Genomic DNA, 25,049 nt, shown 5'->3' on the forward strand with positions numbered 1-25,049 from the left:
GGTCAGACCGGCCGCGACGCGGCCGGGAGGATGCTGCCGAGTCCGCCGTCCACGGTGAGCACGGTCCCGGTCACCGCGGCGGCGAGCGGGCCGACCAGGAAGGCGATCGCGGCGGCGACCTCCTCGGGCGCCACCAGGCGGCGGATCGGCATCCGGGCCCGCAGGTCGTCCAGCGCCGCCGGTGGATCGGCCGCCGAGGCGGCGAGCGCGGCGATCGCCGGGGTGTCGGTGGTGCCCGGGCTCACCGCGTTGACCCGGATCCCCTCGCCGACCAGGTCGGCCGCCATGGCCAGGGTCAGCGCGTGCACCGCGCCCTTGCTGGCCGCGTACATCGCCCGGTCCGGCAGCCCGGTGGTCGCGACCATCGAGCAGAGGTTGACGATGGCCGGGTGCGCCGAGCGGCGCAGGTGCGGCAGGGCGGCCCGGCTGGCGCACACCATGCCGAGCACGTTGACCTCGTACACCTGTCGCCACAGCGTGAGCGGGTGCTGCTCGACACCGCCGGCCCCGCCCGCCACGGCCGCGTTGTTGACCAGCACGTCGAGCCCGCCCTGCGCCGCGGCCGCCGCGTCCACGGCGGTCCGCACGGCCGCCTCGTCGCGCAGGTCGGCGGTCACCGCCCGGGCCGGTGCCGGTACCCGGGACGGGTCGAGGTCCAGCGCGGTCACTCTGGCACCGCGCTCGACGAGGGCCCGCACGGTGGCCAGGCCGATCCCGGAACCGCCGCCGGTCACCACGGCGGACCGGCCGACCAGATCACTCATCGGTCAACTCATCTTCACTGTGGTGGAGTTGGTGGTCAGTCAGGGTCTTCGCCCGCATCAGGAACTCGCCCGGGTAGCCGTCGTGCGGCGAGCCGGCCGGCCAGTCCCAGGTCGGGGTGGGCCCGCGGTGCAGCAGCCGGATGGTCGGCTCGGCGGCGCACCGGCCGAAGAAGTGGTCGTCCGCGCCGAGCACGGTGAGCGCGAGCGAACCACGCAGCGGCCGCACGCCGTCCCGGGGTGACCAGGGCAGTACCCAGACGCACGGGAACGGCAGCTCCACCCCGGCCGCCGGATGGTCGACGCGGTCGAGCAGGAACACCGCCGGGCGCAACGCCGCGCTGCCGTCCCCGAGCTCGGCCACCAGGGCGCCACGCGAGGCCAGTTCGGGCGCGCCGCCGGCCTGCCTCAGCGCGGTGGCGGTGATCGCCCGGGCCCGCTCGGCCGGCAGCACGGGCAGCGCCGCCCGTGGGTGCTCCGGGGGCAGCGCCGGCAACCGGGAGAGCCGGTCCGCGAGCGCCGCGGCGAGCCCGGCCGGATCGTGCTCGGCGAAGACGGCGGTGGCACTGGTGCAGAGCACCCCGCCCTGGTCGGCGACCGAGGCGGCGACCACGTCCAGCGCCGTCCGTGGGTCGGTGTCGCGGCCGACCAGGATCTTGGCCCGGCCCGGGCCCTCCACCCGCACCCGGGCCCGGTCGCCGTAGCGGGCCTGCAGGTCGGGACCGCCGAAGAGGACCGCGAGGTCGGCGGCGGCCACCAGGGTGTCCAGGGCGTCGTGCTCGGTGGGCAGCAGCGAGCAGTACGCCGGGGCCAGGCCGGCCGCCCGCAGGGCGTGCACCAGCCGGCGCGCCGTGAACGGGTCACGGTGCGAGGGCCGCAGCGCGACCCGGTAGCCGAGGCCGAGCGCGGGCAGCCACACGGCGTGCGCGCCGGGATGGTTGCCGGCCGCGCTGACCGCCAGCGTGCGACCGCGCCGGGACCACAGCGGGCGCCCGGTGCGCAGCGCCTGGCGCCAGTCGGTGGTCACGCCGGCCGGCCGCTGCCGGGCGAGGTCCTCGCGCAGGCCCGCGGTGCAGGAGGCGATCAGCGCCAGGCCACGACGGGCCACCGTGCTCGGCGCGCCGGAGCACCTGGCCTGGGCGTGGCAGTAGTCCTCCGGGGACTCGCCCGCCAGCGTGGCGGTGGCGAACAGCTCGCCGGCGGTGGCGATGGCGGCGAGTCGGTCGTCGGTGCGCTGGCCCGGCGCGGCCACCTGCTCGGCCAGGACCTGGCGGACCAGCAGTCCCGGCGCGAGCGAGAGGTCGGCGAGGTGCTCGCCGCTGACCGAGCGGATCGGCCGGCGCAGCAGCGACCGGTACTCGCCGGACGGCCGGACCACGTCCACCGCGGTGACGGCCGACCGGTTCACCCGGGCCCGCCCGAGCAGCATCAGTACACCCCTTCGAGGACCCCGGCGGGCCACTGCCCGATCGGGCGCACCCGGGCCACGCCGTCCCACGGGAACGCCGGCACCGGGGCGATCCGCATCGCCAGGTCGCGCTCGAGCGACTGCGGCAGCAGGAAGTCGCGGTTCAGGTGGTGGATCCGCACCTGGCCGGTCTCGCCGTAGCCGACCTCCGCACCGGTGGCGGGATCGACCACCGACAGCATGGTGTAGGGGTGGTGCGGCTGGAACACGCACGGCTCCGAATCACCGTCCTGGCTGGGGCGTTGTGGGGCGGTGCCCATCAGGGTGTTCCCGTACAGCCCGACCAGCGCGACCCCCGGCAGCAGCTCCTCACGCACCAGCCGCATGGTCTCCGGGTCCATCGTGGTCCCCGCCCAGAGCACGGCCCGCAGCTGCGAGCGCAGCAGGTCGAGCAGCGCGGGCCGGCCGGCGATCTCCTCCAGCAGCGGCGGGGTGGCGAACAGCACGGCGATCGGTTGCGAGCGCAGCAACTCCACGGCCTGGTCGGCCAGGTGGGCGACGTACTGCCGTGCGTCGTCCGGGCGGCCCAGGCGCAGGCAGCGGCGGACCCAGCGCGGGTCGAAGTCGACGGTCAGGCAGGGGGCCTGCCAGCGGTCGGCCATCAGCCGGACCAACTGGGCGATCCCGTGCGGGCCGGTCGGCCCGAGGTAGAGCCAACTCGCCCGGCCCAGACCGTCGTCGGCGTGTTGGGCGAGCAAGTGGCAGGCCCAGCCGGCGATCCGGCCGAAGGCCGTGACGTCGATGATCCGCTTGGGCGGGCCGGTGGTGCCGCCGCTCTCGTAGACGGCGGGCGGCCGGACCCCGGTCAGGCTGCCGCGCGGGACCAGGTCGGCCACCGGCACCGTGCGCCACTCCTCGGCGACGTCGGGGAAGAGCAGCAGATCGGCGGGGGACTTGACGTCGGTCCGCGGGTCGAAGGGCAGGCTGCGTGCCTTCCGCAGCCAGTACGGCGAGCCGGTGCGCGGGCCGAAGTGCCAGCGCATCGCCAGCTGGACCAGCTCGTCGGGCGAGGGTGGGGCGTCGAAGGGACGCTCGAAGTCGGCGGTGTCGCCGAAGCCGGTGCCGGGCTGGGCGTCGCAGACGCCGGCGAGGTCGGAACGGGTGGTCATCTCGGGCTCCTGGGAGACGTGCGGGCAGGTACGGGCCGTGGGACCGGGCCGGACGTCGCCATCGGCGCCCGGCCCGGACGGCGGTCCGCGCGGGCGCGCCTCAGACCAGGGTCGGGTGGCCGAAGCAGGTGTCGATCTTCTGGTCGAGGAACTGGCCGTCGGTGGGACGCGACACGGGGTTCCACCTCTCTGGTTGGGCAGGGCAGCGGCCCTGGGGACGGAGGCCTCCCGGCCGCGGGCAGCGCGCGGCGGCCGGAACTCCGGCGTGGGAGCCGGGAACACCGACCGGGGGAGGAGGCGGGGACGGGACGGGAGATCGGGAGCGAGCGCTGCACGGACCGGTCGGGACCAGGGCGGTACCGCCCGATCGCGCCTGTCCGACTACGAATTGTGACAGAAATGAAACACAACGCAACGACCGTTGGTGCGGCGTGCCCCGGGGCGGGCGGTCCGAGCGGCATCTCTTGCGCCGGTGTTGGCCTGGCGTTCCCCGCCCGGACAGCCGGGACCGTTAGCAATGACCCGGCACTGACGGACGTTCACCTCGGCCGGTCACACCGGGCCGGTCACACCAACCAGGATGGGTTACCGGAGATGAGACGACTTTGGCGAGCGCTCGGTTGCGTATTCGCCCTGCTGGGCGCGCTGCTCGCGGTGACGCCCGCGAGCGCGGGCGCGGCCACCACCAGCGGGAACCTGATCGTTAACGGCGATGCCGAGGCCGGGTACTGCACCACCGACTGGACCGCGGCCACCACCATGCCGGGCTGGACGGTGCTGTCCGGCAGCCCGGACGTCATCTGCTACTCGGCGGGGAGCTTCGCCCACCCGGCCAGTCCCGCGCCCGGCACGGCGTTCTTCGCCCCCGGCAACCAGGGTGACGGCGCGATGGAGCAGACCGTCGACGTCTCCTCCGCGGCCACCGCGATCGACGGCGGCGGCGTCAGCTACAACCTGTCCGGCTGGCTGGGCGGTTGGACCACCTACGCGGGCTACGTCCAGGTCTCGCTGCAGTTCCGGAACGGCTCGGGCCAGCAGCTCGGCAGCACCGCCGAGCTGCCCACCGTCTCCGCCGCCGACCGCTCCGACGCCACGTCGTTCCTCGCCCGCAGCAGCACCGGCGCCGTCCCGGCCGGTACCCGCTCGATCCTGGTCGAGGTGCAGTTCCTGCAGAGCTCCGGGGAGTCGGGCTACCTGGACAACCTGTCGCTGACCCTGTCCACCCCCGTCACCGCGGCCGCCCTCACCCCGCCGGTCTCCAAGGTGCCCGGCTACGACCACGTCTTCATGGTCATGATGGAGAACACCGACTACTCGGAGGTGATGAACGACCCGACCGACACGCCGTTCCTGCACAGCCTGATGGCACAGGGCGCGTCGATGTCGAACTACCACGCCGTGTACCACCCCAGCGACGAGAACTACCTCGCCGTCGCGGGCGGCGACACCTACACCACCGGTGCGACCTACTGGCCGCACGTCAACGACCCGGGCACCAACCTGGGCGACCGGATCGAGGCGGCCGGCAAGACCTGGAAGGCGTACGAGCAGGGGATGGGCACTCCCTGCAACACCACCACCCAGTACGACTCCTACTACGAGCCGGACGACGCGCCGTTCATCAACTACACCGACGTCAGCGGCAATTCGACCCGCTGCGCGGCCCATCTCTTCGACACCAGCCAGTTGACCACCGATCTGCAGAGCGCGGCCACCACCCCGGCGTTCTCCTGGATCGCCGCCGACGACTACTACGACGGTGAGTCCTCCGGCAACGGCAACGCCACCAGCCTGAAGACCCAGGACGGTTGGCTGAAGCAGACCCTGACGCCGATCCTGCAGTCGCCGGCCTGGACCACCCAGAAGTCGCTGCTGATCGTCACGTGGGACGAGGACAGCAGCCAGCCCGACAACCAGGTGGCCGCGATCGTCGACGGCTCGCAGGGCACCGTCCCGGCCGGCACCACCAGCGCCACCCGCTACGACCACTACAGCACCGCCCGCACCATCGAGGCGGCGCTGGGCCTGCCCGGCATCACCGCCAACGACACCTACGCGACGCCGCTCAACGACGCCTTCGTCCCGAACTCCACCCCGGCGCCGACCAGCACGCTGACCACCGGCACGCCGAGCGTGGCCAACGGCGCGAGCGTCACCTTCCAGTACTCGACCCCGGCGTCGACCACCAGCTCGACCAACTGGATCGGGATCTACCCGACCGGGGTGACGCCCGGCCAGCAGTCCTCGCTGACCTGGCAGTACGCCCCGAGCGGGAGCGGCAGCCTGACCTTCGGCACCAGCAGCCTCTCCGGTCCCGGCACGTATGCCGTCTGGTACCTCTACAACGACGGCTACACGGCGCTGGCGGGCCCGCTCACCCTCACGGTGAGCTGACGACCGGCCGAGCCGACCGCTGAGATCCGCCCGTTCCTCCGGCGCACCCCGTCGCCGCCGGAGGCACGGGCGGTCGCGGTCGCCGGATCAGGCCGGCGGCGTTCCCGGACGGAGGCCCGCCGCCTCGGCTGCCGCCCCCAGCGCGTCCAGCAGCATCGGGCGGGTGAGGCGCCCGGTGGAGGTGTTGCGCGGGCTGACGTGGTAGCAGCCGAGCAGCGTCAGCGGCGGCCCGTCGTCCGCCGCGGCCAGGGCGATCCGAGCCCCGTGCGCGAAACCCGGTCGCGGTCGCGGGAGTTGCCAGCCGGCGGTGGCGAGCGCCGGCAGCGTCGCCTGCCAGGCGAAACCGCCGAGCACCAGTACCGCCCGCAACCCGGGCCGGAGCAGGACCAGTTCGCGTTCCAGCCAGGGCCGGCAGGTGGTGCGCTCGACCGCGTTCGGCCGGTTGTCCGGTGGCGCGCAGTGGACCGGGTTGGTGATCCGCACTCCGTACAGTTCCAGTCCGTCGCCGACCCGCTCGGAGACCGGGCGGGAGGCCAGCCCGATCTCGTGGAGCGCGCCGTACAGCAGATCGCCGGACGGATCGCCGGTGAAGATCCGGCCGGTCCGGTTGCCGCCGTGCGCCGCCGGGGCCAGACCGACCAGCGCCAGCGGGGCGTCCGGCGGTCCGAAGCCGGGCACCGGCCGGGCCCAGTACGTCCAGTCCCGGAAGGCGCGGCGCTTGGTCCGGGCGGCCTCCTCCCGCCAGGCGACCAGCCGCGGGCAGGCCCGGCAGTCGATCATCAGCTCGTCCAGCGTGCTCAGCGAAGCTGCGCCGCGGGCGAGTTCGGCGGGATCGGGGGAGGTTCGGGCCACAACTGCATGGTAGATCGCCGGCCGCCCGTACCGTGCGCCGTTCGGGGCCATCCCGGCCGCCCGGCGGTTGGGACACGATCGATCTGGGTAACGACCAGCCCATGATCGCCCCGGGCCGGCGCAACGCGACCCGGGGCGCTCACCGGAAACCGATCACCGACCGAAGGAGAGCGCAGATGGAGAACGAGGGTGCCAGCCCGGGCGAGCCGGCCGACATGGCGGAACAGGTCCAGCGCGTCGCCCGGGAGGACGAGCCGGTCGACCAGTTCGACGCCGACGACGCCGAGTGGTACGCGGTGCTCGGCGAGGACTGAGCTCGGCGGGGACTGAACCGCACGCGGTGCGAGCCCGTCAGCTCGCGCCGATCCAGACCGTGGTGGCGTTGCAGAACTCGCGGATGCCGTGCCCGGACAGCTCCCGGCCATAGCCGGAGCGCTTCACGCCGCCGAACGGCAGCGCCGGGTGGGAGGCGGTCATCCCGTTGAAGAAGACGCCGCCGGCCTGGATGTCGCGGACGAAGCGCTCCTGTTCCTCCTCGTCCCGGGTCCAGACGTTGGAGCTGAGCCCGAACGGCGTGTCGTTGGCCAGCGCGAGCGCTTCGTCCAGGCTCTCGGCCCGGTAGAGCGTGGCGACCGGGCCGAACGCCTCCTCGTGGTGGATCCGCATCTCCGGCGTGATGCCGGTCAGCACGGTCGGCGGGTAGAACCAGCCGGCCCCCAGCTCCTCCGACCGGTGGCCGCCGTGTTCGATCCGGGCGCCCTTGGCCACCGCGTCGTCGACCAGCTCGGCCAGTTCGTCCAGCCCCTGCCGGGTGGCGATCGGGCCGACCTCGGTGGCCTCCTCCAGCGGGTCACCGATCCGCAGCGCGGCCATCCGGGCGGTGAAGGCGGCGGTGAACTCCTCGTAGACGTCCCCGTGCACGATGAAGCGCTTGGCCGCGATGCAGGACTGGCCGTTGTTCTGCACCCGGGCGGTCACCGCGGTCCGGGCCGCCGCCGCGACGTCCGCCGAGGGCATCACCACGAACGGGTCGCTGCCGCCCAGCTCCAGCACGGTCTTCTTGACCTCGTCGCCGGCCGTCGCGGCCACCGCCCGCCCGGCACCCTCGCTGCCGGTCAACGTCGCCGCGGCCACCCGCGGGTCGCGCAGCACGGCCTCGACGGCGGCCGACTCGATCAGCAGGGTCTGGAAGCAGCCCAGTGGGAATCCGGCGCCGCGGAAGAGGTCCTCCAGGTAGAGCGCGGTCTGCGGCACGTTCGAGGCGTGCTTGAGCAGCCCGACGTTGCCCGCCATCAGGGCCGGCGCGGCGAACCGCACCACCTGCCAGAGCGGGAAGTTCCACGGCATCACGGCCAGCACCACGCCGAGCGGGCGGTAGCGCACCCAGGCCCGGGCCGCGCCGGAGTCCTCGACGTCGACGGCGGCCGGGTGCTCGTCGGCGAGCAGCGCGGGCGCGTGCTCGGCGTACCACCGCATCGCCTTGGCGCACTTGGCGGCCTCGGTGCGGGCGGCGGTGAGCGGCTTGCCCATCTCGGTGGTCATCACCCGGGCGATCGTCTCCCGGTCGGCGTCGAGCAGTTCGGCGGCCCGGTTCAGCAGCTGCGCGCGGCGGCCGAAGTCGGTCAGCCGGTACTGTGCGAAGGTCTCGGTCGCCCGGGCCAGCCGCTCCTCGACGGCGGCGGGGGAGTAGGGCTCGAAGGTCCGCAGGGTGTGCCCGGTCGCCGGGTTCACGGTCGCGATCGCCATCGTCGGCTCCTCTCGACGCGGGCGCTGCCCGCCCATCGAGGGTATCCCCGGCCGGGCGGCGGTGCGGTGCGGGTAGGCGGTGCGGTGCGGGCGGTCGGGCATGCTGGGGGCATGCCCGAGGGTGACTCCGTCTTCCGTACCGCCGCGCGGCTGCACCGGGCGCTGGCCGGCCAGGTGCTGACCACGGCCGAGCTGCGGGTCCCCGCGCACGCCACCGCCGACCTCACCGGGCGCGCGGTGCTGGACGTGACGCCGCGCGGCAAGCACCTGCTCACCCGGTTGGACGGCGGCCTCACGCTCCACACCCACCTGCGGATGGACGGGCGCTGGCAGGTGTTCCGGCCCGGCGAGCGGTGGAACGGCGGGCCGGCCTGGCAGATCAGGGCGGTGCTGGGCAATCCGCAGCAGATCGCGGTGGGCTACCGGTTGCCGGTGGTCCAGCTGCTGCGCACGGCGGACGAGGCGATGGCCGTCGGTCACCTCGGGCCCGACCTGCTCGGGCCGGACTGGGACCAGGCCGAGGCGCTGCGGCGGCTGGCCGCCGACCCGGGCCGCCCGGTCGCCGAGGCTCTGCTGGACCAGCGCAACCTGGCCGGCATCGGCAACGTCTACGCCAACGAGCTGTGCTTCCTGGGCGGGGTCACGCCCTGGTCGGCGGTCGGCGAGCTGCCGGGGCAGGAACGGGTGCTGGCGCTGGCCCGGCGGCTGCTCCGGCTCGGCTGCGAGCGCCCCGGCCACATCACCACCGGGGAGAGCCGACCGGACCGGCGGCACTGGGTCTACGGCCGAGCCGGCCGGCCCTGCCTGCGCTGCGGCACGGTGATCCGTACCGCCGACCACGGCGAGCCGGCCCACCGGCGAGTGGCGTACTGGTGCCCGCACTGCCAGCGAGGCCCGAGCCCGACCGGCTGAACGGAGGCCCTGGGGCTTGTCGGACAAGCCCTAGCGAGCCCGGGCCGCTCCCGCGCGGCGCCGGGCGCCCGGGAGCGCGCCGGCCGACGCGGCGGTGTACAGGGCGGCGAGGCTGAGCGCCAGCAGGGTGACCTCCACACCGACGCTGACCAGGGCCAGCGGTTCGGTCCAGTTGCCCTTGTCGTCGCTGTAGTCGGGCAGCCCCGGGCCGCGCGAGAGGACGAACCCGAGCAGTGGGCCCAGCGCGACCCCAGCGGCCAGAGCCCAGGTGTTGCGCCGCGTCCGGGCTCCGGCGCGCGGCCGGGCGAGCAGCAGCGCCGCGCAGAGCACGCCGGCCGCCTCCAGCAGGTAGTAGCCGATGCCGACGTAGTGGGGTGTCTTGTCGCCGGGGAATCCGCCCTGGTCCTGGACGTGGATCCAGGACACCGCGAGACAGAGCGCCGCGGCCACCACGCGGGGCGCGGTGCGGGTGTGTACGGGTGCGGGCATGAGGGCCTCCATCGCCGTTGCGGACCTGGGCTGTCGGCCCGGCCGACCCGACAGCCGGCGGGCCGACCTCGACACGAGGGCAACTCGGTTCAGTCGAAAGCGAGTTGGTGCCGCCAGGTGGTTGACGCTGTTCGGTCAATGGTGCTGCCGGAGCCGGCCTCCGGGCCAGCGATCCAAGCTCTCAGCTTCCTCTGAATCGCCGAGCGCCGCCGTCCGGCTTCGGACGGCGGCGCTCGGCGACGGCGGGTGGCGGCTCCGGACGGTGCTCAGGTGGCCGACCCGGCGGCGGCCCCGGTGGCGAGGTCGGTGCCCCAGCGCGCGATGGCCGCGGCGAGGTCGAGCCGGCGCATGCCGGGCTGCGCGTCCGGGCCCGGCCAGTCCTCCCGGGGGACCCGCCACATCACCTCGAACTCGTTGCCGTCCGGGTCCTTGGCGTAGAAGGACTTGGAGACGTGGTGGTCGGTGGCGCCGACCAGGGCGCCGCGTTCGTCGAGCCGGCGGCCGATCTCGGCCAGCTCGCCGAGGGTGCCGACCTCCCAGGCCAGGTGGTACAGGCCGACCTGGCCGGGCTGCGGGCCGGGCGCGTCGGCGCCGATCGCGAAGAGGCCGAGGTCGTGGTCGTTCAGGGTCTCCTGGGCGCTGAGGAAGGCGGCGCGGCCGGGGATCTCCACATCGACCTTGAAGCCGAGCACGTCGGTGTAGAACTCGACGGACCGGGCCACCTCGCGGATGTACAGCACGGCGTGGTTGAGACGGCGGACGGGCATCGGGGTTTCTCCTTGCCGTGGGGGCTGGGGCGGACCGGGTGGTCAGCGGGCGACGGGCAGCAGGCGGAGGGCGTGGCCGAGGGTCTGCCTGGTGCCCGCGGCCTTGGTGTGCAGGTAGCGCAGGTTGCTGGGGGAGGAGTGCACACCGGTCGGCACCCGGCCGCCCACCTCGATGCCGAGCGAGGCCAGCTGGCCGGCCTTGTCGGGGTTGTTGCTGAGCAGGTCGATCCGGGTGGCGCGCAGGGTGTGCAGCATCTGGGCCGCGGCGGTGTAGTCGCGGGCGTCCTCGGGCAGGCCGAGCGCGGCGTTGGCGGCGTAGGTGTCCAGACCGTCGGCGCCGTCCTGCAGCGCGTAGGCGTCGAGCTTGTTGTAGAGGCCGATGCCGCGGCCCTCCTGGCGCAGGTAGAGCAGGTAGCCGCCGACCCCGGCGATCCGTTCGGCGGACTCGCGCAGCTGGGGGCCGCAGTCGCAACGGGCCGAGCCGAAGACGTCGCCGGTCAGGCACTCGGAGTGCAGCCGGACCAGCGGGACCGCCGCCCGGTCGCCGGACGTCGACGGGTCCGACGTTCCGAGCCCGGCGGGTCCGCCCGGCCCGCTCGGTCGGGCCGGGTCGCCGAGGGCCAGGGCCAGGTGCTCCGCGCCGTCCGCCAGGCCGTGGAAGGTGATCACCTCGGCCTCGACCTGGAAGCCGTCGGCGAAGTGCAGCGGGACGCGTACCCGGGTCCGCACCCGGGCGGGCGGGAGCGGGTGCTGCTCGGCGGTGGTGCGCTCGGGTGCGGGCATGTTCCGTTCTCCGGGTCTGGAATGGTTCAAATTTGAACTCTGTCTGGACAGTACACCTCGCTTCAAATTTGAACAACGGCGCTAGGCTGTGCCCATGGCAGAGACCCGGTGGCTGGACGAGCAGGAGATGGCGGCCTGGCGAGGCTTCGTCGCGGCGAGCAACCTCGTGGCGCGCCACGTCGAACAGCAGCTCAAGGACGACGCCGGGCTGTCGCACACCCAGTACGAGATCCTGGTCCACCTCTCCGCCGCCCCGGACGGCGCACTGCGGATGACCGAGCTGGCCGAGCGCCTGGTCACGTCCAAGAGTGGCCTCACCTACCAGGTGGCGCAGCTGGAGAAGGCCGGCCTGGTCGGCCGCCGGTCCTGTCCCAGCGACGTGCGCGGCGTCTTCGCCGAACTCACCGAGCAGGGCGCGGCAGTCCTGCGGGCGGCGGCGCCGGGGCACGTCGGGGCGGTCCGCGCGGCGCTGATCGACGTCCTCGACCGGGACCGGCTCGGGGTGCTGGCCGAGTCGCTCGGCGAGGTGGCTCGGCGACTGCGCGCACGGGACCGCGGCACGGGGTGACCGGAGGCGGGCCGGGCCCGCGCGGCTCCTGATGGGCTGTCGGGCCGCCCGGGGGGCGCGTCGAGGGTGTGGCGGAGCGGCCCTTGGCGCGGGAAGCTTGGTCCCATGGCGAAGCTTCCCGCGGAACGCGCCCGGACCTACCAGGGCCTGCTGGACCGGCCGGTCCGCCCCGGCGGGCTGCCGGGCGTCGCCGAGGTGGTGGAGGCCGGCGCGGAGGACTCGGACGCCGTCCACTACGACACCGCCGACCTGCGGCTGCGGGCACACGGGGTGGCCCTGTGGCGCCGCACCGATGGCGGCCGGCCGGGCTGGCTGCTGACCCTGCCGGGCGAGGCCGGCGCGCTCCGGGAGCTGAGCTGGGCCGAACCGACCGACGCGCGGCCGGCCGAGCAGGCGCCCGAGATTCCGGCCGAGGCGACCGAACTGGTCCGCGCCTACGCGCGCGGCGCCGCCCTGCGGCCGGTGCTGCGGGTGCGCACCAGCCGCGCCCGCACCCTGCTGTTGGACGCCCGCGGCCGCACCCTGGCCCGGCTGGACGGGGACGAGGTCCGGGCCCAGGTGCTGGACCGCCGGCACGCCGAGACGGCCGGCTGGGCGCAGACCGCCGTCACCCTGCTGCACGGTCGGCGCCGGCTGCTGCGGGTGCTCGACCGCAAGCTGCGCCGCCGTCGGCTGCGGCCGCTCGCCCCGGCCGCCGACCGCTACCCGGGAGCGTCCGGCCCGGTGCCTCACCCGGTGCGGCCCGAATCCGGCAGTACGGGAGCGGCGCTCACCGCCTACCTGCGCGCGCAGACCTCCGCGCTGCTCGCGCTGGACGGCGCGGTGCGACGCGACGAGCCCGACGCGGTGCACCGGATGCGGGTCTGCGCCCGGCGGCTGCGCTCCGCCCTCACCAGTGCGCGGCCGTTGCTGCGGCCCGGGCGTACCGAGGGGTTGCGCGAGGAGCTGCGGCTGCTCGGCCAGGTCCTGGGCGCCGCCCGTGACGCGGAGACCACCGGGGCCCGACTGGCCGGCCAGGCCGCCGAGTTGCCCGCGGTGGCCGAACCCGCCCGGCTGGCCGAGTGGATCACCGACTGGTCCGACCGGCGGTATCAGGAGGCGCACCGGGAGGCCCGTGAATTCCTGGACGGCGAAAGGTACTTCGCGCTCCTCGCGGCCCTGGAGCAGCTGGCCGCCGAGCCCCCGCTGCGGGCCCGGGCGGCGCGCGGTGCCGCCGAGTCGTCCCGCCTGTTGCGCCGCGAGCAGCGGCGCACCCGGCGGCGGATCCGCGCGGCGTTGGCCCAACAGGTCGGCCCGCACCGGGACGAGGCGCTGCACGACGCCCGCAAGGCGGCCAAGCGGGCTCGCTACACCGCCGAGTTGGTCGGCCCCGGCGGAGCCGAGCTGGCCCGCCGGATGCGGGCGGTCCAGGAGGCCCTGGGCGGCTACCAGGACGCCGTGGTCGCCGAGCGGCTGCTCCCCGAACTCGCCTCGGTGGCAAGCTCGGAGGGCCTGGACGGGTTCGGCTTCGGGATCCTCTACGCCCGCCAACGGCAGTACGCCGAGGCGGAGCTGGCGACCGCGCGGACGGCCTGGCGGAGGGCCGCCAAGGCGAGCTTGGCCGAGCTGGGTTGAACCCGGCCCGCCACCGGGTCCAGGCGCGCGGGAACGCGCGGAACATCCGGCCCCGGCCGCGGCGGCTATTCCGGCGGGCTGATCCCCGCCGCTCCCCGGGATTCGAGAACCGACGGGTGAACTCCCGGGCGGAACTCGAAAACGAGAAATCGACGAGAGCCACTTACCGTGCTTCGACGGGTGGCCGTCGGGCCGACCCGCTCATTCCTCCGCATGCCCGGCCAGGAGGCCGTCGGTCGCGCAGACGAGTGGTTCTCGCACAGATGGCGGCCAGCCGACGGGGTCACGGCCGAGCGGTCGGCCGGTCGGACTGACGCTCGACGTTCACTATTTCGGTTGGCCCTCGGTAGCCTTTCCGGCTGCCCCCATGTGGAAATATTACCAAGCCTTGGTGTGTCCGTGAAGGTTTAATAAGGACGTCCAACGAGCGGACGTGATACGCATTTACCGCATCCATTTATTTCGCAGAACAGGAGGGGCCGTGTCAGGTGTGGAACCAATGTCGCAGCTTCTCGCGCCGGGAGACATGCCGGACGCTTCACCGCCCCCGCAGCTCCGGATCCCGCCGCGGGTTCGCCGGCTGGCCGAGTACTTCGAGCGGACCTGCGACCGGGTCCCGGACAACACCGCGGTCAGCTGTGGCTTCGCCAGCCTGAGCTATGCCGAACTCGACCGTCGGGCCAACCAGTTGGCCCGACTGCTGAGGAAGCCTGGGGCCGCCGGCGGCCGGCCCGTCGGAATCCTGCTCGAACGTTCCCCGGATACCTATGTCGCGCTTCTCGCGGCCCTCAAGGCCGGGGTCTGCTACGTGCCGCTCGACCCGCTGTTCCCTGCCGACCGGGTCGAATTCATCGCGCGGGACGCCGGACTGGGCGCCCTGGTGACCACCTCCGGGCTGCGCCGGCTGACTCGGGGCCTGCCCTGTCATGTTCTCGAACTCGACCAGCTGGAAGGCGAGTTAAAGGATCAGTCGGATGACCGCCTGCTCGTCGACGCTGATCCGGAAGCGGCCTGCTACGTCATCTACACCTCCGGCACCACCGGACGGCCCAAGGGCGTGGCCGTCTCCGGTGCCAACATCGTCAACTTCCTGCGGGTGGTCGCACCGATCTACCGGGTCGCCGAGCAGGACCGGGTCTACCAGGGCCTGTCGATCGCCTTCGACTTCTCGATCGAGGAGATCTGGCCGGCGTGGGTCGCGGGCGCCGAGCTGGTGGCCGGACCGACCGACGACCGCCGGGTCGGAGAGGGGCTGGGCGCCTTCCTCACCGAGCAGGCGATCACCGTGCTCTGCTGCGTACCGACCCTGCTGAGCACCATCGAGGCCGAACTGCCCGCGCTGCGCAACCTGTTGGTCAGTGGCGAGGCCTGCCCGCCCGACCTGGTGCGCCGCTGGTCCCGGCCGGGCCGCCGGATCCTCAACGTGTACGGTCCCACCGAGTCGACGGTGAGCGCGACCTGGACCGAACTGTCGGCCGGTCGACCGGTGACCATCGGCAGGCCGCTGCCCAGCTACCGGGTCTACCTCCTCGACGAGGAGCTGCGCCCGGTCCCCGACGGCGCGAGCGGCGAGATCTGCGTCGGCGGCCCCGGCGTGGCGATCGGCTACCTCAACCGGCCGGAACTCACCGCCGAGCGGTTCGTCGTCAACCCGGTGGAGACCGACCGGGCCGCGAGCCCCCGGATCTACCGCACCGGCGACCTGGGACGGATCGGCCTGTCCGGCGAGATCGAGTTCCTCGGCCGGATCGACACCCAGGTCAAGATCCGTGGCTACCGGGTCGAACTCGCGGAGATCGAGCAACTGCTGCGCGAGGACCCGGCGGTGGAGAACGCGGTGGTCACGCCCCGGGAGCAGGACGGCGTCGTCCAGGACCTGATCGGCTACGTCACGCTGACCGACCGCGTCCCGGCCGCCGACGGATACCGTGACGAGCTGCGCGAACGCCTGCACGGCTCGCTGCGGCGCCGGCTGCCCGACTACATGATCCCCTCCCACGTCGAGGTGCTCGACGGCTTCCCGCTGCTGGCCGCCGACAAGGTGGACCGCGCCGCGCTGCCCGCGCCCGTCTCACCGCCGCTCGGCCGGCGCTCCCGCCCGCACGCCGCGCCCCGGACCCCGCTGGAACACCAACTCGCGGGCGTCTGGCAGGAGATCCTCGGCGGTCCGGAGCCCTCGGTCGAGGACGACTTCTTCTGCGACCTCGGCGGCCACTCGATGGCGGCGGCCCGCCTGGTCTCCCGGCTGCGCCGGGTGCCGGAGCTCGGCCACCTCGCGATGGCCGACCTCTACGCCCACCCCACCGTGCGCGGCCTCGCCGAGTTCGTGGCCGACACCCCCACGCCGGCCCGCCGGTCGCCGGCGGTGCAGGCCCCGCCGGCCCGTCGGCACTCCACCGCCCGGGTGGCCGCCTGCGGCCTGGCTCAGGTCGCCGTGCTGTACGGCTGGTTGCTGCTGACCGGTCTGCCGGCCCTGGTGCTGCTGTACCGGCTGCTGGCCGCCTGGCGGGTGCCGCTGGCCGGGCTGGCCGCCGGCAGCCTGCTGGGGCACCTCGCGCACCTGGGCGTCGCGGAGTTCGTGCCGCTGGAGATCGGCTGGGTCCTGGCGGACCTGCTGCTGCTCCCGGTGCTCGGCTGCCGGCTGCTGCTGGCCGGCGTCCGCCCGGGCCGTTATCCGCTCTGGGGCGTCACCTACCTGCGGTTCTGGCTCTACACCAAGGTGCTGGCGCTGGCGCCGGTCGGCCTGCTGGCGGGCTCCCCGCTGCTGCCGCCGCTGCTGCGGCTGCTCGGTGCCAGGGTCGGCCGCGGCTGCCACCTGTCGTCCCCGCCCGGCCTGCCCGGCCTGGTGGAGATCGGCGACGAGGTGAGCGTCGGCTACGGCGCGCGGGTGCAGTGCTACTCGGTCGAGGACGGCTGGCTGCGGCTGGCCCCGGTCCGGCTGGGCGACCGGAGCCACCTGGGGACCAACAGCGTGGTGCGGGCCGGGAGCGTGCTCGGCCGGGGCGCCTCGCTCGGCGAGCAGTCCCTGCTGCCCGCGGACCAGGCCGTACCGGACGGTGAGCACTGGGCCGGCTCCCCGGCGGTCCGCCAGGAGGCGGCGCCGCCGGTGCTCCAGGCCATGGCCGCGGACCCCGACGACCGGCCCTGGCCGGTCCGGGTGCTGGCCGGATACCTCGCCGGGGCGCTGCTGCTCCTCCTGACGCCGCTGTTGATCGCCTCCGCCGGCTCCTCGATCGTCGGCCTCGCCGCCTGGGCGGGCGGGCTGGGCTGGGCACTGACGGCCACGGTGGCGGCCGGACCGGTCTTCGTGCTGACCACCTGCACCCTGGTGGTCGCGGTCAAGCGCGTGCTGCTGCCCCGGGTCCGGGCCGGCATCCACCCGGAGCGCAGCGGGTTCGGGGTCCGCAAGTGGATCAGTGACGGTCTGCTGACCACCAGCCTGACGCTGACCCAGTCGCTCTACTCCACGCTCTACCTGGTGCCGTTCCTGCGGCTGCTCGGCGCCCGCACCGGCCGCTGGGCCGAGGTGGCGACGGTCAGCTTCGTCGACCCGGACATGCTGGTCATCGGCGAGCGCAGCTTCGTCGCGGACGTCAGCGTGGTGGCCCCCGCGGTCTTCCACCGCGGCCGGATCGCGCTGGCCCCGGCGGAGGTGGGCCGGCGCAGCTTCGTCGGCAACGGCGCGCTGCTGCCCGGTGGCTGCCGGATGGGCGAGAACAGCCTGCTGGGCGTGCACTCGGTGGCGCCGGACAGCCCGATCGCCTCCGAGGCGACCTGGCTCGGCTCACCGGCGCTCTTCCTGCCCCGCCGCGAGGAGAGCCAGGCCTTCCCCGCCAAGTACACCTACGACCCGAGCCCCGGGCTGATCGCCGCGCGCCTGCTGATCGAGTACTTCCGGGTGACCCTGCCCTGGACGATCGGCGCCTTCGGTGCCCTGGGCGCGCTGTACACCGGCATCGAACTCGCCAGGCTCTGCTCGCCACTGCTGGTCCTGCTGCTCGGCCCGGCGCTGCTGCTGGGGATGGGGGTGTTCGACACACTGGTCGTGGTGTCGCTGAAGTGGCTGGTCATCGGCCGCTACCGGCCGCGGGTCGAACCGCTGTGGGGGGTCTGGGTTCGCCGGACCGAACTCATCACCGGCCTGTTCGAGAACCTGGTGGTGCCCGGCCTGCTGAGAGGGCTCACCGGGACTCCGCTGTCCTGCTGGGTGATGCGGCTGTTCGGTGCCCGGATCGGCCGCCGGGTCTGGCTGCAGACCACCTACCTGACCGAGTTCGACCTGGTCGAGGTCGGCGACGACGCGGCCGTCGACGAGGTCACCTCGCTGCAGACCCACCTGTTCGAGGACCGGGTGATGAAGATGTCCAAGGTCACCGTCGGACCGGGTAGTTCGATCGGCCCGCGGTGCGTCGTCCTCTACGACGCCGAGGTCGGTGCCGGTACCGCACTCGACGCGCTGTCGTTGGTCATGAAGGGCGAACGCCTGCCGCGGCACACCCGGTGGCGCGGCATTCCCGCCCGGCCCAGCTGACTCCACCCCCTCCCGGCTCCCCCTAACCCTGGAGACCTGATGACCCTGCTCGACCAGCCCGACACGTGGACCGGTCCGTACGTCGGCGGCGACCTGCCCGGTCCCCGCTCGGCCGAACTCCTCGCCCGTCAGGAACGCCACGAGTCCAACGCCCGCAGCTACCCCCGGCGGCTGCCGATCGCCATCGCGGAGGCGTCCGGCAGCCTGGTCCGGGACGTGGACGGCAACGTCTTCATCGACTTCCTGGCCGGCGCGGGGGTGCTCTCGCTCGGCCACAACCACCCCGAGCTGGTGGCGGCCGTGACCGCGCAGCTCGGCCGGCTCACCCACGGACTCGACTTCCCCACCCCGGTCAAGGACGCGTTCACCGAGGCCCAGCTCTCCATGCTGGACCCGCACCTGCGGGACCGCATGAAGATCCACTTCTGTGGTCCGACCGGTGCCAACGCCGTCGACGCCGCCCTCAAGCTCTGCAAGACCGCCACCGGGCGCGGGGACGTGATCTCCTTCCAGGGCGGCTTCCACGGCAGTTCGCACGCCGCGATGGCGCTCACCGGGCTGGTCTCGCAGAAGCGCCCGGTGCCCAACGGCGTGCCCGGGGTGCACTTCTTCCCGTACTCCTACTGCACCCGCTGCCCGATCGGCCTGACCCGGGCCAACTGCGAGACCAACTGCGCGGGCTACCTCGAACGGTCGCTGCGCGACGGCAACGGCGGGGTGCCGCTGCCGGCCGCGGTGGTCCTGGAGATGGTGCAGGGCGAGGGCGGCATCGTGCCCGGCACCCGGGAGTTCGTCCAGCGGGTCCGCGCGCTGACCCTGGAACTCGGCATCCCGCTGGTCGTCGACGAGGTGCAGACCGGCTGCGGTCGGACCGGCACCTGGTTCGCCTTCGAGCAGTACGGCATCGAGCCCGACGTCATCGTCGCGTCCAAGGCGCTGAGCGGTATCGGAGCTCCGGTCGCCGTCATCCTGTACGACGCGAAGCTGGACACCTGGGCGCCCGGTGCCCACACCGGCACCTTCCGGGGTAACCAACTGGCCTTCGCGGCAGGGGTGGAGGCGATCCGGATCATCCGCCGGGACGACGTGCTCGGCAACGTGGTCCGCCGTGGCGAGCAGATCGCGGACCGGCTCGCGGGGCTGGCGGACCACCCGTGGGTGGCCGAGGTGCGCGGCCGGGGCCTGATGTGGGGCGTGGAGTTCACGAATCCCGAGACCGGTGAGCCGGCGGGTTCGGTGGCGGCGGCGGTCCAGGCCAGAGCGCTGCGCCAGGGGTTGATCGTCGAGGTCGGCGGCCGGGACGACGCGGTGGTGCGGCTGATGCCCCCGCTGAACGTCACCGCCGAGACCGTCGAGACGGCCTGCTCGATCCTGCTGGACGCGATCACGCAGGCGCTCCGGGTCACCACGGAGTACCAGCTGGAGGCGTGAGCGGATCACGTACCGAGCGGCGGCCGGCAGCTCCTGCCCGGCCGCCGATCGGCTCTCTCACGGAATGATCGTCAGATTGCCGGAAAAACGCCGATTTGACACCGTGATCCCGCTTCTGGATGACAATTCCCGTCCCCGGCCCGAACGGCGCGGCGAACCGGGAGGTGGCGCGACGGGTGCGGTGGCCGCGGCGGGCCGAGCGCTCGACCCGGCGGTCGGGGTGGACCTGGCGGGTCTTCGACCACCGGGTACGCCGGCTCGGCTTCGCCTTCACCCCGCCGGCCGTCACGCGCTGGCGGCCGAGGCCGGGCCGGCGGCCTGGGGGTCGGGGGCCTCGTAGGCAGGCTGGGCGGTGAGGCCGAGGGCGGCCCGGGCGGCGCTCTCCTGCTGCTGCGAGCTGAGGGCGAGCGCCGAGTCGAGCTGGTCGGGATCGACCGGCCCCGCCGCGCCGGGGGTGACCTGCCGCCAGGTGGGCTCCTCCGCGCGCAACTCGGTGACCAGGGCGGCGATCTGCGTCTTGGCGGTGTCCGGCCAGCCCGGCTTGTCCAGCCCGGTCTCGGCCTCCTCCAGGCCGGCGAGGTAGGACTGCGCCCACTCGGTCAGCTCGTCCGGGGTCGCCCCGGACAGGTCGGCCGGGCGGTCGCGGGTGGCCAGGTCCAGCGGGCCGACCGCGGCGAGGAAGTCGACCTGGTCGGGGGTCAGGCTGTCGGTGTCGAGGCGCAGCTGCCGGGAGAGCTTGCCGTCGCGGTCCTCCAGCAGGCAGAGGCCCGTGTGGTCGTTGGCGTCCCATTCGAGCGGGGTGCCCGGGTAGAGGTAACTGGTGCGCACCGAGCGCGGGACGGTCCAGAGGTCCCGGACGTACGTCTCGGCGGAGCCGGCACAGCTCTGCCGGACCTCGGCGGAGGCGGCGCTCCGGCCGGGGAACGCCGGGTCCGACAGCTGTACGACGGTGATCGCCTCGTCCTGGTGCGGAGTGGTGCACGGGACCAGCTGGAGGCGGTTGGCGAACCGCCCGGAGAGGCGGTTGAAGCAGTCGCCCGGCTGGGCCCGGCTCATCGCGATGCTCCCGGCGGGCACGTCCTCGCCCGCGACGTACAGGGCGACGCCCCCGCCCACGCCGGCCAGCAGGCCGAACCCGCCGAGGACCACGCCCGCCACCGCCAGCGCGCGGCCGCGCTGGCGGCGCTTGGAGAGCTGGACCAGGGCGGCGATCCCGAAGCCGAGCGCGGCCGGCCAGAGGCAGCAGGTCAGGCCGGTGACCAGGGAGGTGATCGCCAGGCCGTTGACGCCGGTGTGGCTCGGCTGCTCGGGCGCGAACGGGTAACCGAAGGGACCGTACGGCTGGCTGGCGAACGGCAGTGCGCCGTACGGCGGTTGGCCGGGGCCGGGGCCGGGGCCGAGGGCGGGGGCGGGGGCCGGGCGGTCGACCGGCGGGGCGTCGGGGCCGGGCGGGGCCCAGGGGTCGGCCGGCTCCGGGGTGTGCTGCTGCTCGTCGTGCGTGCTCATGCTGTCGGTTCCCCGCCCTCGCGCTGTCGCGCATCCGTTCGATCGAAGTGGGACTCTAGCCGATTCGCGCACCGACCGACCGCGCGATTCCGGGCTGGGCACGGACTGCGGACGGCGCCGGGCGGAGGCAGGATGGAAGCACGCGTGTCGTGCCGGCACCGCCGGCCCGATCCTGGAGGAGGCCGCGATGCAACCGAGAAACGAAGGCGAGCGGGCGGTCCCGGCGGTCGCGACGCAGCCGCGGCACGAGGCCGCGACCGCCGCCGCCGCCACCGCCGCCGCGGGGACCCCGCCCGCCAAGAAGCCCGGGCTGCTGCGCCGGGCCCTGGAGGGGCTGTACAACCTCCGGATCTCCACGGTCTTCTACTGGTTCTGGGCCTCGCTCGGACTCGGGCTGGCGGGTGCGCAGATCCAGACCAAGGGCGTGGTGGTGGCCTTCGCGGTGTTCTGGGGGATCACCGTGATCGCGATGCTGGGCCTGGCGGCCCGGATGATCGGGAACTGGAACGCCCGCCACCACCGTCCCGCGCCACACGCCTGACCACGCTCCCCCCTCCCCGGCCGGTCGCCCCGCCCCGCGCGGCGCGGCCGGCCGCGGGCCGTCCGGATCGGCCCGGGATCGCCCGGCTGCCGGCGCGGCGGAACCCGGGGCGGGCGGAACGTGCTCGTTAGCCTCCGAAGCGTGACCATCTCCGCTCTGGAGGAGCCGTGACCCGATTCCGTCATCGTCTGGTGATCCCGCTGGCCGCCGCGAGCCTGCTGGCCGGCCTGCTCGGCATGGCCCGGGCCGACCGGCCCGCCGGCGTCACCCTGCGGCCCGCCACCGACTCCACACTCGGCGCGGACCTGGACGCCCTGCTGACCGATCCGCGGCTGGCCGGCGCGCAGGCCGGCGTCCTGGTCCAGGACGCGAGCACCGGCGAGACCCGCTACCAGCACCAGGCGGACGGCCTGCTGCTGCCCGCCTCCACCCTGAAGCTGGTCACCTCCGCCGCGGCCACCCACGCCCTGGGTGCCGACCACCGCTTCGGCACCGACGTGCTGCGCGCGGGGGAGCTGCGGGGCGGGGTGCTGGACGGTGACCTGGTGCTGCGCGGCGGCGGCGACTTCAGCCTGCAACCGGGCGACCTGGACGGGCTCGCCCGGCAGGTCGCCGACGCCGGAGTGCGCGAGGTGACCGGCGCGCTGGTCGCCGACGACACCCGGTACGACGCCGAGCGGCTCGGCACCGGCTGGGCCTGGGACGACCTGTCGGACTACTACGCGCCGCAGATCTCCGCGCTCACCCTCGCGCCGACGCCGGACGACGACCTCGGCACCGCACTGCTCACCATCACCCCGGCCGCCGGCGCGGGACGCCCGGCCACCGTCCAGATCAGCCCGCCGGACACCCCGATCCACCTCAACGGGCACTTGGAAACCGGGAGTTCGGGCAGCGAGACGACAATCTCGGTGCGGCGCCGACCCGGTGGCAACGAGGTCGACCTGAGCGGCACGGTCCCGGCCGGCAGCGCGCCGCAGCAGCAACTGGTCACCGTGGACGACCCGGCGGGCTACGCGGCGGCGGTCTTCCGGGCGGACCTCGCCCGGCACGGCGTCACCGTGGACCGGCCGACCGCCGAGCGGGCGACCGCGGCCGGTGCCACGGTGGTCGCCTCGCACTCCTCGGCCGCGCTGGGGGAGTTGCTGGCGCCGCTGCTGAAGGAGAGCAACAACGGGATCGCCGAGCACCTGGCCAAGGAGCTGGGTTACCACGCGCGGGGCCTGGGCAGTTGGCAGAACGGTCTGCAGGCGGTCGCCGACTACCTGCACGGCCTGGGCATCGCGCCGAACGCGATGCGCCAGCGCGACGGCTCCGGACTGACCCGCTACAACGCGGTGACCGTCCGTCAGATGGCCACACTGCTGCGCTCGGCGCAGTCGGAGCCGTGGTTCGCCGCCTGGTACGACGCGCTGCCGGTGGCCGGCGTCCCGGAGCCGGTCGGCGGCACCCTGGCCGACCGGATGACCGGTACCGCCGCCGCCGGCAACGTGCGCGCCAAGACCGGCTCGATGACCGGCGTGTACGCGCTGGCGGGATACGTCACCGATCCGGGTGGGCACCGGCTGGTCTTCTCCGCCGCCTTCAACGACACCCTGGGCGCCGACCCGCGCCCGATCCTGGACGCCATCGCGGTCCGGCTGGCGACCGGCCCGGCGCCGCGCACGCCGGTGGCCGGGCCGGTCGCCCGGCAGCCCGCGGCCCGGCGGCACGGACCGGGCTTCGACCCGGACCGCTGCGGCAGCGCGCCGCACTGCTGACCGGTCGGCCGGGTCCCGTCCGCCCCCCGGCGGGCGGAACCCGGCCCGCTCGGGGGCCCGTTGCCGGGGAGCGGCGGGTGGCGGACCCTACGGCCGCATCTCGTAGGCGCCGGAGAGCGCCTCGACCTGCGCCCAGACCCGCGCGGTGCGCTCGGCGTCGGCCACCGGCCGCCGCAGGTGTGCCAGCGCCCAGGCGGCCTGCTCCTCGGTGGTCGAGGTCTTGCCGTGCAGCTCGGTGGCGTGCGCTGAGAAGTCACGGACCAGCACGTCGAAGATCTGGTCCAGCAGGTCGCCGTCCAGGCCGGTCAACTCGGCCTGCTCCAGCACCAGGTGGCCGTAGACCACGAGCGCGAAGAGCTGGCCGATCTCCAGCAGGAAGTCCAGGTCCTGCTGCTGCGCCTGGTCCGGCGCGTGCGCGGCGAGCAGCGCGCACAGGCCGTCGGCCTGCTCGCGGAACCGGGCCACGTTCGGCACCTGGGCGTGCCGGTCGTAGGCGCCGCGCCAGTCGTGGAAGCGGATCGCGCCGAGGCCGCGGGCCGGACCCTGCTGGAACAGGAAGGTGTCGTCCGCGGCGTCGTCGCGGGTCGGCACCGCCGGGTACTCGGCCGGGTTGAACAGGTAGTTGCCCATGAACTTGAGGATCAGCGCCAGGTTGACGTGCACCGTCCCCTCCAGCTTGGGCAGGCCGCGGATGTCGCGGGCGGCCTTGTCGAAGTAGGTGTCCGCCTCGAAGCCCTTGGCCGCGATGACGTCCCACATCAGGTCGATGACCTTCTCGCCCTCGGTGGTGACCTTCATCTTGGTCATCGGGTTGAAGAGCAGGTAGCGGCGGTCCTCGGGGGAGGCGGTGCGGAAGTAGTCCACCGCGCGGGCACTGAACAGCTTCATCGCCACCAGGCGCGCGTAGGCGTCGGTCAACTCCCGTCGCACGTGGGGGAAGTCGGTGACCTTCCGGCCGTAGAGCACCCGGTTGTGGGCGTGCGTGACGGCCTCGTACATCGCGTGCTCGCAGATGCCGATCGAGGCCGTGCAGAGGTTGAACTTGCCGACGTTGACGGTGTTCAGCGCGGCGTCGAAGGCGGCCTTGCCGGTGTGCAGCACGTCCGCGGCGGAGACCGGGTAGTCCTCCAGGCGGAACTCGCTGACGTACATCTGCGCGTTCACCACGTTCTTGACCAGGTGGTAGGCCTGGTGACGGCTGTCGGCGGCGAAGAAGACGTAGCCCTCCGGGCCCTCGACGTCGGAGCGGCGGCCGAACACCGAGACCAGGCCGGCCACGTTGCCGTTGCCGATGTAGTACTTGGAGCCGTTGGCCCGGAAGCCGCCCTCGCCGTCCGGGGTGAGGATCAGGTCGGTGGAGTAGATGTCGGCGCCGTGGGTCCGCTCGGAGAGACCGAAGGCCATCACCTGGCCCTCGCTCAACAGCTGGGCGGCGCGGGCCCGCAGGGCCTCGTTCTCGCTCTGCCAGACCGGCCCGAGGCCGAGGATGGTGACCTGCCAGGTGTACCAGTAGCCCAGGCCGTAGAAGCCGAGGATCTCGTTGAGCGCGGCGATCCGGGCGGTGTCCCAGCGCTTGGCGTCATCGCCCGCGGCCTGCTCGGCCGGGGTCAGGAAGGCGGCGAACAGGCCCTCCTTGGCGGCGAACTCGAGGAAGTCGGCGTACCAGGCGCGGTCGATGTAGGTGTCGATCAGCGCCTTCTTGCCGCGGGTCTCGAACCAGTCGACGGTGGCCCGGAGCAGTCGCCGGGTCGGCTCGTCGAACTGGGCGGGGTCGTAGCTGCGCGGGTTGAACAGCAGGGCGTCGGCCATCGGACATC

At 73.9% G+C, this 25,049-nt stretch carries 19 protein-coding genes; 9 read left to right on the top strand and 10 right to left on the bottom strand.

Annotation, left to right across the window (positions count from 1 at the left end; translation table 11 throughout):
- Nucleotides 1-2 precede the first annotated feature (2 nt).
- The 3 genes from ACIGXM_RS09920 to ACIGXM_RS09930 are packed head-to-tail and all read right to left on the bottom strand — an operon-like array spanning nt 3 to nt 3,338.
- Nucleotides 3-764: an SDR family NAD(P)-dependent oxidoreductase gene (locus ACIGXM_RS09920; RefSeq protein WP_396558797.1), complete on the bottom strand. Its 762-nt coding sequence runs from the start codon at nt 762-764 to the stop codon at nt 3-5.
- Nucleotides 757-2,190 carry an aldehyde dehydrogenase family protein gene (locus ACIGXM_RS09925; RefSeq protein WP_396558799.1) on the bottom strand — a complete coding sequence of 478 codons (1,434 nt, stop codon included), beginning with the start codon at nt 2,188-2,190 and terminating at the stop codon, nt 757-759. Before ACIGXM_RS09925 ends, ACIGXM_RS09920 begins: the two co-directional genes overlap by 8 nt.
- Nucleotides 2,190-3,338 carry an AMP-binding protein gene (locus ACIGXM_RS09930; protein WP_396558801.1) on the bottom strand — a complete coding sequence of 383 codons (1,149 nt, stop codon included), beginning with the start codon at nt 3,336-3,338 and terminating at the stop codon, nt 2,190-2,192. Before ACIGXM_RS09930 ends, ACIGXM_RS09925 begins: the two co-directional genes overlap by 1 nt.
- A gap of 594 nt (nt 3,339-3,932) precedes the next feature.
- Here ACIGXM_RS09930 and ACIGXM_RS09935 point away from each other — a divergent pair.
- Nucleotides 3,933-5,732: an alkaline phosphatase family protein gene (locus ACIGXM_RS09935; RefSeq protein ID WP_396558803.1), complete on the top strand. Its 1,800-nt coding sequence runs from the start codon at nt 3,933-3,935 to the stop codon at nt 5,730-5,732.
- An 87-nt stretch (nt 5,733-5,819) separates the two neighbouring features.
- Here ACIGXM_RS09935 and ACIGXM_RS09940 read toward each other — a convergent pair whose 3' ends face one another.
- The gene (locus tag ACIGXM_RS09940; protein WP_396559164.1) at nt 5,820-6,512 is read right to left on the bottom strand and encodes a uracil-DNA glycosylase; all 693 of its coding nucleotides are present in this window, start codon (nt 6,510-6,512) and stop codon (nt 5,820-5,822) included.
- Nucleotides 6,513-6,760: 248 nt separating this feature from the next.
- Here ACIGXM_RS09940 and ACIGXM_RS09945 point away from each other — a divergent pair, with 248 nt between their 5' ends.
- Entirely contained in the window at nt 6,761-6,898 is a 138-nt protein-coding gene (locus ACIGXM_RS09945) for a hypothetical protein (RefSeq protein WP_396558805.1), read from the top strand.
- Nucleotides 6,899-6,935: 37 nt separating this feature from the next.
- On the opposite strand, the gene ACIGXM_RS09950 is transcribed toward ACIGXM_RS09945, so the two are convergent.
- Nucleotides 6,936-8,330: an NADP-dependent succinic semialdehyde dehydrogenase gene (locus tag ACIGXM_RS09950; RefSeq protein WP_396559166.1), complete on the bottom strand. Its 1,395-nt coding sequence runs from the start codon at nt 8,328-8,330 to the stop codon at nt 6,936-6,938.
- Between the two features lie 111 nt (nt 8,331-8,441).
- Between ACIGXM_RS09950 and ACIGXM_RS09955 the strand changes: the two genes are divergently transcribed.
- Nucleotides 8,442-9,242, top strand: coding sequence for a DNA-formamidopyrimidine glycosylase family protein (locus ACIGXM_RS09955; protein ID WP_396558807.1), 801 nt, complete (start codon nt 8,442-8,444; stop codon nt 9,240-9,242).
- Nucleotides 9,243-9,272: 30 nt separating this feature from the next.
- On the opposite strand, the gene ACIGXM_RS09960 is transcribed toward ACIGXM_RS09955, so the two are convergent.
- The 3 genes from ACIGXM_RS09960 to ribA form a co-directional block, all read right to left on the bottom strand.
- Complete coding sequence (locus tag ACIGXM_RS09960; protein ID WP_396558809.1) at nt 9,273-9,731, bottom strand: hypothetical protein; 459 nt, start codon at nt 9,729-9,731, stop codon at nt 9,273-9,275.
- Nucleotides 9,732-9,997: 266 nt separating this feature from the next.
- The gene (locus ACIGXM_RS09965; RefSeq protein ID WP_396558811.1) at nt 9,998-10,498 is read right to left on the bottom strand and encodes a VOC family protein; all 501 of its coding nucleotides are present in this window, start codon (nt 10,496-10,498) and stop codon (nt 9,998-10,000) included.
- 42 nt (nt 10,499-10,540) lie between these two features.
- Nucleotides 10,541-11,281 carry a GTP cyclohydrolase II gene (gene ribA, locus ACIGXM_RS09970; RefSeq protein WP_396558813.1) on the bottom strand — a complete coding sequence of 247 codons (741 nt, stop codon included), beginning with the start codon at nt 11,279-11,281 and terminating at the stop codon, nt 10,541-10,543.
- Nucleotides 11,282-11,375: 94 nt separating this feature from the next.
- On the opposite strand from ribA, the gene ACIGXM_RS09975 reads away from it, so the two are divergent.
- From ACIGXM_RS09975 to ACIGXM_RS09990, 4 genes are all read left to right on the top strand, one after another.
- Complete coding sequence (locus ACIGXM_RS09975; protein WP_396558815.1) at nt 11,376-11,849, top strand: MarR family winged helix-turn-helix transcriptional regulator; 474 nt, start codon at nt 11,376-11,378, stop codon at nt 11,847-11,849.
- Nucleotides 11,850-11,954: 105 nt separating this feature from the next.
- Nucleotides 11,955-13,463, top strand: coding sequence for a CHAD domain-containing protein (locus ACIGXM_RS09980; RefSeq protein WP_396558816.1), 1,509 nt, complete (start codon nt 11,955-11,957; stop codon nt 13,461-13,463).
- A 499-nt stretch (nt 13,464-13,962) separates the two neighbouring features.
- Nucleotides 13,963-17,994 carry a Pls/PosA family non-ribosomal peptide synthetase gene (locus ACIGXM_RS09985; RefSeq protein ID WP_396558817.1) on the top strand — a complete coding sequence of 1,344 codons (4,032 nt, stop codon included), beginning with the start codon at nt 13,963-13,965 and terminating at the stop codon, nt 17,992-17,994.
- Nucleotides 17,995-18,033: 39 nt separating this feature from the next.
- A complete protein-coding gene (locus ACIGXM_RS09990) occupies nt 18,034-19,425 on the top strand; it encodes an aspartate aminotransferase family protein (RefSeq protein WP_396558819.1) in 1,392 nt (463 codons plus the stop codon).
- Nucleotides 19,426-19,710: 285 nt separating this feature from the next.
- Here ACIGXM_RS09990 and ACIGXM_RS09995 read toward each other — a convergent pair whose 3' ends face one another.
- On the bottom strand, nt 19,711-20,931 hold the full coding sequence (locus tag ACIGXM_RS09995; protein ID WP_396558821.1) for a DUF4190 domain-containing protein: 1,221 nt from the start codon (nt 20,929-20,931) through the stop codon (nt 19,711-19,713).
- Nucleotides 20,932-21,118: 187 nt separating this feature from the next.
- Between ACIGXM_RS09995 and ACIGXM_RS10000 the strand changes: the two genes are divergently transcribed.
- Both ACIGXM_RS10000 and dacB read left to right on the top strand, forming a co-directional pair.
- Nucleotides 21,119-21,472 (top strand): hypothetical protein, encoded by a 354-nt coding sequence (locus tag ACIGXM_RS10000; protein ID WP_396558823.1) that lies wholly within the window; start codon nt 21,119-21,121, stop codon nt 21,470-21,472.
- Nucleotides 21,473-21,639: 167 nt separating this feature from the next.
- The gene (gene dacB / locus ACIGXM_RS10005; protein ID WP_396558825.1) at nt 21,640-23,232 is read left to right on the top strand and encodes a D-alanyl-D-alanine carboxypeptidase/D-alanyl-D-alanine-endopeptidase; all 1,593 of its coding nucleotides are present in this window, start codon (nt 21,640-21,642) and stop codon (nt 23,230-23,232) included.
- Between the two features lie 87 nt (nt 23,233-23,319).
- On the opposite strand, the gene ACIGXM_RS10010 is transcribed toward dacB, so the two are convergent.
- A complete protein-coding gene (locus tag ACIGXM_RS10010) occupies nt 23,320-25,041 on the bottom strand; it encodes an acyl-CoA dehydrogenase (protein ID WP_396558827.1) in 1,722 nt (573 codons plus the stop codon).
- Nucleotides 25,042-25,049: the final 8 nt, after the last annotated feature.

The sequence above is a fragment of the Kitasatospora sp. NPDC052896 genome (genome assembly GCF_044547075.1).
In the GTDB taxonomy this organism is placed as follows: domain Bacteria; phylum Actinomycetota; class Actinomycetes; order Streptomycetales; family Streptomycetaceae; genus Kitasatospora.